This window comes from Changchengzhania lutea, assembly GCF_006974145.1.
GTDB lineage: Bacteria > Bacteroidota > Bacteroidia > Flavobacteriales > Flavobacteriaceae > Changchengzhania > Changchengzhania lutea.
On the sequence record NZ_CP039456.1, the window covers coordinates 4,013,658 to 4,026,072 of the forward strand.

General features: G+C 38.0%; 1 protein-coding gene. It reads right to left on the minus strand.

Translation table 11 applies throughout. The features are described 5' to 3' along the window. Position 1: 1 nt before the first annotated feature. Complete coding sequence (locus FAF07_RS17890) at positions 2 to 12,412, minus strand: LysM peptidoglycan-binding domain-containing protein (RefSeq protein WP_142786400.1); 12,411 nt, start codon at positions 12,410 to 12,412, stop codon at positions 2 to 4. Positions 12,413 to 12,415 lie beyond the last annotated feature (3 nt).

Sequence of the window (12,415 nt, forward strand, 5' to 3'; positions counted from 1 at the left end):
ACTACCAGGTATGATTCTTTAATTCTTTATTGACATCGGTAATCATGGATAAATCCAAATACAATTGATCCAAATGAACTAATGGGGTCGGCACTTCTGTCAGGTTGGAAAAAATGGTTAGATTAAAATTCAATGAAGCATTTTCTAAGTTGCTTGTATTGTGAACTGCCATCCATTCAAGAATATATCCTGCCCAACTATCAATCATTTCAGCCAATGTTTTATTGATATCTGCCTTCGTTAGTTTTTTTACATTAAAACTTTGTAAAGGTTGCATCATAACCGGTAATTCGATATTTTCTAGCGCAGTATTAATTTGATAGTTAAAAGTATTGGTCATTAAAATACTCACCGTTGGTTGAGAATTTTCTTTGAGTAATATATCAAACATTGTGGTTAAATGCTGTTGTAAAGATTGCTCTAATTCCTTTCCGCTAATGGTCGCAATATTGATTAAACCACCATAACTAGCCACCGGATGATAAGGGTTTTGATAACCGATACTTCCCGTGGAATATTCAAAATCTGAAGTGGTTGTTTTATCAGGAACAAGTCCAACATTTCTTTTTAATTCTACTGTTGTTTCCGCATCCTGTCGAGCCAATAAATTCATTTCTGGTATTTTGATGGATCTTGGCCCAATACTTTGACCCTGTGAGGCAGGTAAAATTCTAGAAGTTGTAGCATCTTCAAAATAAAAACGGAAAACGTCTTCACTTGCTTCTGACAAAATTTTGGTGTCGTAACCTTCAATTATAACAGAAGGGTTTCCCACGCCTACCGGTGGTTTACCGGTAATGGAAATTATTAGGGCAGCCTTTTCATTATTAACTGTACCCACTTCCTCCTGCAATGAAAATACATAAGGATCAACCTCATTACTTACCCGGATGACAGCGAAATCTGACATCCTCAATCCATTTCCTTCTGCGGCATCGATGACCATGCTGATCATTGTGTTATATGCGCCTAGGGCTATGGCCGAATCTTTAAAAAGATTTTCATCTGTAGTAGCGGCAGTAATTTGTATTAATTGCTGTAAAAATACTTTTTCTACTTCTGGATATATCGTAATAAATTGTGCTAGTTGATTAAAGGCATCCTCAAAATTGGAGTCTGTCGATTTTGGTTTATCCATCACATTAAAGTTGACAACGAAATCAAGTTGGTCCTGAGGATAATGAGTCGTTTGCGAATAATTAATGAAATAGGACCATTCCAAAATATTATTAATATCAACTTCAGATTGACTCTTTTGAACCTTATCTCTGAAGGTTTTCCCAGTTTGATTGACCATGGTTGGGACCGCTGGGAAAGATCTAAGAATCATCGGCACTTTTGTTCTGCCCAAATCGGAATCCAAAGTTTTTGATTTATTTGCAAAACTTAACCAGGTAGAGGCCCGGTATTCTCCTATATTTGGGAGATTTCCAATTTGATGTTCAACCGCATTGCTTTCAAAACTTGTATCCAAATCAATATAAGGCAGAATGGCACCGGATTCATCTCTGACTAACTGAGGAGCGGAGACTAAAAATGGCAATGGGACATTATCCGAATTTTTCAGATTTAATTTAGCTGCAGTAAAACTAATGCCTTTTGCTAAATGACTAATGTCTATTTCCTTTTGTAGTTTTTGATTCAATGGCGGCATTGCTGATTGTCCAGCTAAATTTGCTATTGCTCCTGTAATGCTCACTTCAGCCCCCAATTTTGGTTGGGCTGATAAAGCTAAGGTGACAATTTGTAAACTATCTTGATCTAGTATCGCTGAATTCACATTCACACCACTTACCTGATAATTAGCGGCAGTTTCTGCAGCGGTTTTCTCCAATACTCCAGAAAAGTATACATAAATATTTGTCTTAATATCTGGATTAATGGCAGCACCGATGAACTTGAAATTCTGAGAAAAGTTTCCATAAAGCTCTGGTGTGGCCGCATTTCCATAGCCAACCATTTTAGTTGAATTGGCACAGATTTTATTTCCCGCGAAATCTGTATAGTCCTTATTGATAGTAACTATCGTTCTACCAACAACGGGAACTCCACTCAAGCTTATATTTACCAATTGCGGATTGTCAACGTTAAGAGTGGCGGCGGTTACTGTCAATCCATCACTAATAGTGTAATTACTAAGAGTTGTGGCTACAGTGCTATCAATATCGCTGGTAAATCGGACAATTAATCTATTGGCATTATCAGGGTCCAGGCCGACAAAGAATAATTTAAATGGTCCGGCCTCTACCTTGGCACTATATTGAATACCGGCTTTTACCGTATAAGCATTACCCAATTTTACTAGCAATTGCTGACGGAATGCTTCCCGAATAGTAGTCAAAGAACCAGAACCATCAGTGAAAACAAAAGTCATCCATTCCTGAATAATTCCAGCTAGCTTTTTCTTATTGTCTAGCATTTCCTGTAGATATGCAGAGCTATGATTGTGATCCACTATCTGATTGTGATCCACTAATTGAACAGCGGCCGTGTATTCTGAAGATAAATTACCATCGATTGCTTCAAAGAATTGTCGCCCCCAATTGTCCATATCAATACCAGTAAAATCTTTAAACATGGAAGGTCTTCCTTCAAAATCAATCCCTGTTTTAGGATCAAATTCCCAAATAGGAACATTCTTTCGATTCTGTAGTTTAGTGGTAATCGGTCTTGGTGCAAAAAGTTGGGGATTATCTTTATCCTTGATCTGATATCCAATACTTGTTTTTTTATCTGTACCTAATCGCACTACCCATAGTTCATTTCCATTGGTGCCAACTAAAGGTTCTTCCCTGTTAATACCCGTTGCAATTTTCAATTTGTAGGCATTAGGCTTGGAAAGTTTGCCTTCAAAATTTTTGGAGAACTCCAGTAAGTTAGAAGTGGCACCTCCGGCGCTTCCAGCAAAAGGCGAAATTTCAGTTGTTGTAAGTTGAATGCCATCTGTAGTTTCTAAATCACCCATAATAGAACCTCCGGTTCGCTCTATATTGAAACTTAAATCTAATTGGTATAATTCTGAAGGATTAAGATTTTTTGTATCGATGTCAAAAGAAACAGTATGTAAATTATTCGGAGCCTTAACCTCGGTTAGACCATGAGCTCTGTCATTAATATATTTCCAAATCGATGCTACCCATTCTTGAACCAGACTAGTAACCTGCTTTGTATCCAGAGTAAAATCATTACTCAATAAACTTGTTTTAACGGTGTATTCAATGCCATAAGGATCAGTCAATTGATACCACAACTGCGTGTAAGTTTCCAAATCACCTTTTGCTTTTTGCAACAGGGTAGAGGAAGGTTCGCCTCCAGCAGTAGGGTCATAAAAGCTGGCGACTCCTTGGGAACTGGTACTCTTGGCTACATTGCTAATATTCGCAATAGATAAAATGATTTCCTCATTTTGCGGAATACTATCCACCGTTAGGGTGACAGTAATGCCCTCCTCGCCCAGTACAGCAGATGCTATTTTAATATTGTGATTTAAAGTATAATTCACAATGTTTGAAGCAGAGGCTGGATCAAGTTTTTCTGTAAATACTACATTGATGGTGGTTGCACTTTTTGCTGTCGCAGACATTAATCCCTGATAAGCATCTGGAGAAAAAGTCAATAATAAATTAATATTGGGGATATTGCCAGCCTTTCCAATTTCATAGGTGGAAGCTACCGAAGGCCACTTCTTCAATCCAATTAATTGATCGCTATACCCAGTCAGGATAATTGGTTGATTTAATGGTGAAGGATCACCAGTTACTGGATTTGTAAGATTGGTATATAATCTATTACCATAGAAATCCTGCCAGGCAAAGTCTACTTGTAATAAGTCTCCCAGTCCATGATAAGGACTGTCTTTTTGATCTGGCATATCTACCAGGAGTTCTGGCGTTTGTATTGAAAGTTTATTATAGGGAACAGACTGCCGGAAATACCAATTATCTCCAACCTTTGTCACCATTGGGGTCTGTACCTTGGATACATTTTGAGCATTCTCTTTTTTAGTAGTTGGACTCGCTGGTAATCCTAAATTACTTGCAGAGAAATATGGATTTTTAACCACTTGATAGGAGAGTAGGCTATAAAGATTTTGTAAATATATCTTTCCATAACCTGCTCCGGCAGGTGCATCTGGAATGGCGGCCGGTTTAGGTCGAATAGCCTCAATATTTACATTTCCTTGAGGAACTGTCGATGCGGTAATGACTGGCCCACCGCTAATGGCAATATTTTGTCCATCTGCAAATATTCCTTTGATGTCCTTATTATGATTGGCTAAGGCAGTGAGATTCATACCATAATATTTAGCCAGATCACCAAGGGTCGTTCCTCCTTTTTCATTACCAATTTCAAAAGCTATTTCGATAGCTATTTTTGGTAAATATAAAGCGGTGTACTTTGGCAATGGATTTGGCCAGGATTTCACCTTTGGATTGGCATTTTTAATGGCCTCTGGGGATACACCAAAATGATCGGCAATTAATTGAAGATCGCCAGCCGGTTTAGTAGGGCCTACTTCATAGCTCCCTTCAGGAATACTAATATTTAATCCTGGTCTTAATAATGATGTGCTATTGTCACTGGCAATTTGAGAAACATTTCCAAAATAACTAAATGCTAAATCAGCCATTGTTTGATCGGAAGAGGAAAGAACAGTTCTTCCTTTAACCGGATCAGCTTCAGCAAACAGCACCGATTTTTTTCGATCTATTTTCTGACCGGTAACCAGAGCATTCATGTATGCACCAACCGTATTTTGCAGATTTACATCGGCAGGTTGGGAATAGACGACTACCATGGATAGCTGAGCTTCGCCCTTATCATTGAAAATGGCATCTGGAAGTCCGCCACTATTTTCTTCATTATAATAATATAGAAAATACCCACCAGTACGAATGATACTTGCTTCCCACAGGAGTCGTACAAAATCGGTTTTTTCATTCAAGAGTACCATGCCTTCGACGCCGCCTTTTGCTAATAATAAATCAATATTAAAGGCTGCATCTGGTCGGGTGATTGTAGATAAATTTACTTGTGCCAATCCCATAGTTAAAGCATTCGGATCATCCGTTTGGATGCCTTTGGAAGTCGTACTATTTGGATTGGAAGGGTAGGCCAAAATGAGCGTTTGTATAGCCTCATTATTGGTGCCAATTTCACTAACAATTCTTTCGAGTACTTTGGCTGTTTTTCCATCCGCACCCATTACTTCGTAAGTCGTTTTAGTGCTCGGACTATTAGAAACTACAGGCACTTTTTTAACCGTAAATTCTACCAAAGAAGCATAGCCATAATAATTCAAATCCTGACTTACCAAAGCTCTGGCCGCTTCATTATAGTTGCCCAACTTGACCGCTAGCCTTGGATTAATTTTACGCTTGTTTAAGTCGGGTAATGCGGTCAATACATCTGGTAATTGCCAAAGTTGCATATTTGGAATGCCGGTTGGTGCCCCACCTACAGGTAAACTAAATGCTGAAGCAGCATTCCAATTTATTTCTGAATTGATAGAATAAGTAGCTTCTTTTGTATTGAACATGCCCTTTAACCCCAAGAAGGATAAACCAGTATCCAGTCGAGTTTTAGTAGCAAATTCTGTTACAAGTTGTACTTGCTTAGCATCATTAGTTTTAGGCTTAACACTAATTTGTAATTTGGCAGGATCTGCGTTTACAAATGACAGCCATGGAATTCCGCCTGTACCAAAATCAGCATTGAAATCATCCGTGTCATTTAATTGCGGTAACGGGAATTGTTGACCAGTCAGAGCATACAATCCTGCGAAATCAGGCAGTTTTAAATCAGGTGCTTCACCAGTAACCCACATTCCTTTTTGCTGCGGTGTAATTCCACTGGTTGGTAACCTTAATCCAGCCATGTAATAGCGGGAGGTCATTCCAGATAGATGTTGCAGACCCTGAGTAGCCTGAATCTCTTTGATTAATTCTCCTACATTAAACTGAGACAGGTTGGCAATTTCTAATGCAGGTTGATTTGTTTTATTAAATAAATCAATCTGATCACCGTTAGTATCTATCGCTAGCTGCTCTAAGTCAATTCGGAATTTGGCAGCTATACCTTGTAGGGTATCTCCGTTCTCCGTAGTATAGGTAAATGAAGGAATCTTAAAAGTAGCTACAGGAAGTGGTAAATTGGCTAGAGATGTAATTTTTGTATTACTAATTAATGTTAATAAATCAATCTCTAATTCCTTGGCAATTTGTTCCAGAGATTGACTAGGTTGAGTTTTATATAAGGTGATTAAATTATCCGGCGGTTTTGGATAAGCAATGGTAATATTTTGTGTTAGCGTATTTTGAATAGTACTATTGGCAATCGCTAATTCTTTTCCTGTAAATCCACCTGCAAAAATTTTATTTTCCGCAATACTATCAAAAGTATCATTAGACTGAACCACATAGGTAGCTCCGGTAATAGTTAATTTTTTACCCGCATTCAATGGTGCGCTATCATTATCGGTGAATAATTCTAACAGTGTATAAATATCATCATTTGTAAATTGACCATTAGTATTGATCCATTTAACAATTTGATTTGGAGATTGACCATCTTGTATGTAGTATTTAAATTCCTGTAAGGAATCAATAGCAGATTGTAACATCTGACGAGCAATCATTAAGAAGTAATCGTTAAAAATGAAACTTCCAAGGGAATCACTTTCCGCATTGCTCAAATCAAAACTGTTTATATTATCTGGAGATTCCTTTTGCACTTTTACAGCTAAGTCATTAAAATAATTACGCAAGAATTTTAAATAATCTGAGGATGTTTTATTGTAATCGCTAAAAGCATAATTATATCCGTCATAGTCTGTTCCATATTTAGGTATGGTTAGTGTCATTGCTGGCGCAATGGGGAAATACGTTGCATTTGGTTCTTTATCCGTTGTAGGTCCTTCTACAGAAAAGGCAAATTGACCAGCCAAAAATGCATCCAGACTTGCTCCTGGAATCGGGAGTGGCACTTTCGGATTATCTAAAGATTGTAGTAATAATTTTAATTGTATCGCATTTACCACTAATGCATCCACTTCGGTAGAAGTTAGCGGAGCAGGTTGAATCGCAGCCACGCCCCATCGTAGTATGGTCTTGGCCAATACTTCGAAGGAGGTATCTGCCGTTGTACCATATGCCTTTTCAATTCCGCTCGTTCGGTCTTCCTGTGGAGGTTTTACCGAATCAATAAACATCATTGCTACATAGCAGGCAATTTGTTCAGAGACTTGGGAGGCAATATCTCCGGCCATGGTTAATCCCAAAGTCATATATCCCTGAAGGGGAGCTTTGGTGGTGGCAGCTTTAAGATTATTCCAGTTGACTGTGGTGTTGGTCACCATTGTCATAAACTCATTGTGATTAATCAAAGCTCTTACTCTGTTTCGTCTTCTCGCAACGTAGTAGGGAGTATTTCCTTCGGCCACTTCCCAAGGTGGATTACTACCAATGGCTGTGATTGTAACCGTAGCAGAAATTTTGGCAGAAAAACTAAAACTGATTTTAATTTTAAATAAACCTAAATTAATTGAGACACTTACCTCAATAACTACGGAGGCCATCAGGTTCAGTAAAATTGGTTCATAAGGTGCAAAAGTAAAAGAGGCTAGGATGCGAATGTCAATATTTACATTGGCCTTAATGATGGCAAAGTCGATGGTGCCATATAACTTTCCGATAATTCCTACGGTTCCTTTTAACCAGAAATAATAAGAGCTTTCTACCTGAGTATTTTGTGGAACTACACCGTTAGAATTCAAAGCAGGATATGGATTAAATTTAGCAATTACCCCTTCGACTATGGCGACGGCAGTGAGGCTAAATCCTGCTTTTAATATTCCCAAACTAAATTCATATCCGATACCCATTTGTATACCAAACCCAAAGACCAACACAGGATTAAAATTTCCGTTGATTATCTTAGGGACCTTGTCTGTAGTGGCACTGGAAAGTTTTCCAAAATATACGCCAAGTGAACCCATCACTGGAATTGGTATTCCAATAGGTGTCCAAATCAGGGTTTGAAAAGTCAATGAACGGGTGAAGTCTGCTTTCCAGGGGAATCCTACATCTACCTGGAAATCACCATTGGTGTAATATTCAATACCAAAAATTGGAAGGGTAATATTGTATTGCCCCATTTTGATAAAACGCATAGCATCTGGCAAAGCAATTTCTGCTTTGTACATACCAATGGAGTCGCTAATTTTCTTATATAAAATTTGAAAATCAAGTCCTTTTAAGACTTTGGCAGCATCACCATCCAATTTTATTCTTAAAGCATATAAATTGGGATCATTAAAAATGATTTGCATGGTGATGAAATAACCACTCTCAGTTTTAGGATCTTCTTGCATCTGGTACAAGGCAGTTCCTCCTCCATCTCCTCCTTTTTTATCATCGGGACCAAATCTCAAAACACCGAAATCCATTCCTATCAGCCAGGAACTATTTGCATCTAAGGTAACATCTGGAATAGAAAGTTTGTCCGGATTGGGTTCTTTTAAATTATTCCCCATTAACTTAATCGCTTCCTGCACAGAATTTACATCTGCAAATCCCGGATAGGTCACATGTTGACCCAAAGCCAATAATCTTAAATCTAAATATTTGTTACCCTGCCCTTCAGGAGCCGGAGTAGTTTCTGGTTTGGCAGCATTCCAAGGGGGTAGAGTTGCGCCATCCTTCATCCAGCGGAAGGATCCGATAAGTTCAACCTGAACACCATCATCCGCAGGGTCTTTCTGTTTGGATTTATAAGCTACATTTAAAGCTTTTATTTTGGCAATTCCCAATTCGATTGGGCCTATATCAATATTAAAGCTTACTTGTTTTGTAGTAAGGTTATAGACTAATGCTAAATTATTGAGTGGGATTGAATTCAAAATACTCCAGGGCGAAGTCAGACCAAATTTTGATCCGGTGGCCCAACTGATCATCGTTTCTACAATACCTCCAAGAGTTGTGGATTTTGTGAAACCCAGTGTGGCAATGCTGGTCTTCTTTTTGGTTTTCTTATCTTCAGTAGTTACAATTTTACCTTCTAATAGCCCCCATTTAATTCCGAAAGCCTGATAGTCAGGTTTGAAATCATAGTAAACGGTGATGTCAATAAATTCCCATTTAATATTAGCGCTAACGGTGCCAAAATAACCAGCTTCTGGTGCTACTGGATCAACTAAAGTTGTAAGGGGAACAATAGTTCCGTCTTCGTGTAACACAGGTATTTCAGCTAGCCCAATAATGGTCTCACGGCCACCCATATCAGGATTTACTGTTCCACCATTATAGCCCAGTTTCAAGTCTAACTCTGCTTCTATTCCTGTACCAGGAATATTAATCTTTACATCAGTTTTACCTGTGAAACTCCAGGAATTTGTTTTTGTCTCTACGGTTAATCCTAGCCCAGTTATATCTATATCAAATGTTTTTGCATGATCTCCTTCTGGCATCCAGCCTTGAGGTAAAAACTCGCCAATCAGATCGAGTAATTTTATGGGCTGTTTATTTTGTTGTGCCATGAATTTCCAACCATTTCCTTTTCCAAGATAATCGGCTACCATACTAAATCCGATTTTTTGGGTTTCTGGAAAAATTGTTATCGATCCGTTTAGTGAACCTGTTGAACTGGCTTGGGTGCCATCTAGCGACATGCCAATTGAGTTGATTTCTAGAATTGGTTTAGAAATTCCTGGAACATGAATTGGCCAATCTAACTGTAGTCCCAATGCCACAGAATAAGCTTTTGTGGAGAGTTGGTAAAAGAAATTGAAATCCGTAATCGCAGGGTCATTACCACCTGGCCATCCCGGTTCTAATCCTGGCCAGAATACATTGATTACATCATTGATGGGTAATTTTGGGGTGGCCAATTGTCCCTGTAAAGTAAGGTCTGGCACTGAACCCCCAAGTTTAATGGCTGGAGAAGTAGGAACATTTCCAAATTTTAAATTTCCACTGAAGTCTCCAATGGTTTTTCTTGTAGCTACTTTTATCGGATCAACGACAGTAATATTCAAAGCAATATCTGTCAGATTTAATGTATTGAAAAAATTCCAAGGAGAAGTGGTGACAACTTTTACAGAAATATAAGAGATGGTCTTGGTTTTAGTATTGTAGGCGAATTCCAGACTTTTCACTCCAATTCCTCCAAGGGCTTGAATAGGTTTAGGTAAAAAAGATTCAATATTAATACCTCCAAGAATTCCAAAGAAATCAGAAATCGTTTCGGCTTTCTCGAACTCACCTGTGATCACAATATTTCCATCTTCAGCAATCGGAAAATTCATGGATAGCTCAAAATCAGTTCCTTTTACTTTTCCTCCTATGGCACTATTAGGCGGTAACTCGGCTTGTGAAGCATCTATTCTTACAAAAGGTGATTCAAAAACGATCCATGGAATGTCGTCAAGATTCCAAGGTGATTGGGCAGTGAATTTTCCGCTACTAAATATGTCTCCTGCAAAAATTGAGAATTTAAAGTTAGACGCAGTTTTTAACTTAAAAGCATTCGTTTCTCCTGTAAGTAATACTCCAGTTAAATTTCCTTCTGAACCGGTAACTTTGGATAATATCGGATTGTCAATAATTAATCCATTACCAAAGTCTTTGAGTAGCTGAGTGTAAAAATCATTGATATTTCCTTCGGGGAATATTTCCAATAAATTAATTGATCCACTTTTTGCAGCAGCTTCCAATAGATTAAATAATTCTATCAATTTGCCTTCTTGTGCGAGCAAATCAAATGTATTTAATTGTTTGGACTGCAATGCAGCAACTAAAGTGAGGCCGACATCTAATTTTTCATTAAAATTATAAAGAGATCCAGATCCAGGTAAAGAATAAAATTCCTTGATGGAGCCAAAATACTTTTTGACATTGTTTAAACCATTTCGAGTTTTAAATATAAAATCACCCATTATGGAAGTCGGCGCATTAGCCACCAATGGTGGCCAATCATCTATATTGACTTCTATTTTATCGGCAATTTCTTGTAGCATACGGACTGGTTCAGTGATATTGGTGTTACCTAAGTAACCTGTTGGATAGAGGATAGAGTGGTCACCTGGGCGATTTGTATTAAAATAAGGTTTGCCTGTGTTGATGGCAACGACAGCTGTATTTGGACCTTCAAATAAGGAAGGATTTTTCGCCTTGGACAAGAAATAATTAAATATGAGTGGCGGGACAAATCCCATTTGAATAAATAAAACACGCTTTGGGGCGGCAGTTACCCAAGTAATTAATTCTTCAATAATTACTTGATCTTTTAAAAAATCTACAAATAGATATTGTGTATCAATGTTCGGAAATTTTACAGCATTGATTCTCGACGTTGCCAAGGCTTTACGACGGGCCCATTCATTAGCTTGAGGGAGGTCACCAGGATTACTTATAGATAAAAGACGAGTTGCCTGTTCTGAAATAGTATAGCCTCCTTCCAAGAGGTATTTAATATATTTAAAATTAACAAAGGCATCAGTGCCTGGGACATATTTCCCAAAGTTTACGATAATTGGTGGCTTTGCTATAGAAGAAGGATTTTCCAGTGATGTTCTTATGGCCGCCATCTCCAGAAAAATTCGATCAGGAATTGGTTTTGCAAATGCTGAAGCTCCTGGATAATTTATTCCATATACAGGAGTAATGTCTATTTGTGCTGTAACTCTTTCATCCGTTAATGTTTTTATGGCCTCTACCTTTTGCGTAACTTCTATGGGAAAATTACCTGATGTGAAATAAGCCCAATCTGCTCTAGTGGGAACAATGGTCGGCACATAAAAAGCCCTGGATTGTAATTTAAATGGTGCAAGATTTCCTTTATCTAAATTAATATTGATCTCTTTATTTTCAGGCGTTCTAATTTTCAGTAAGTTTCCTGGTGCTAAATCTTTGGCAAAAAATTCGATGCTATAATTATAGGGCTGCAAAATAATGGCATATGCTACATTCCATTCTTTGGTCAAATTTTCATTTACCGTATCATATCCACCACAGAAAGCAAAATTAATTTTATCCTTTGGAGAACCTCCATTTAAGATTTCAATTATTTTAATATTAGCATTCGATAAATTCCCCTGATTATTTCCGGCCAACTCTGGTAATAGGGAATGAATTTTGGCTAATGTCGAGTCTCCATTATCATCTAGGTTATCATATATTATTTCGACATTACGCGAATAGTTAAAACCCATCCAAGGACCATCAGGAGTTCCCACCAGTCGCCTTAGAATATTAATGCTGGAGGATTGATGACCATAACCAGGCGTACTTGCTACATAGACCCTGATGATTTCCTGGGTGTCCAATAAATTGGCATAACTGCCAAGTATGTTACCGAAAAGTTCTGATCTTTGTTGGGCAGCAGTATCGTTCAATAATGAAAATGGTGGAAACATATG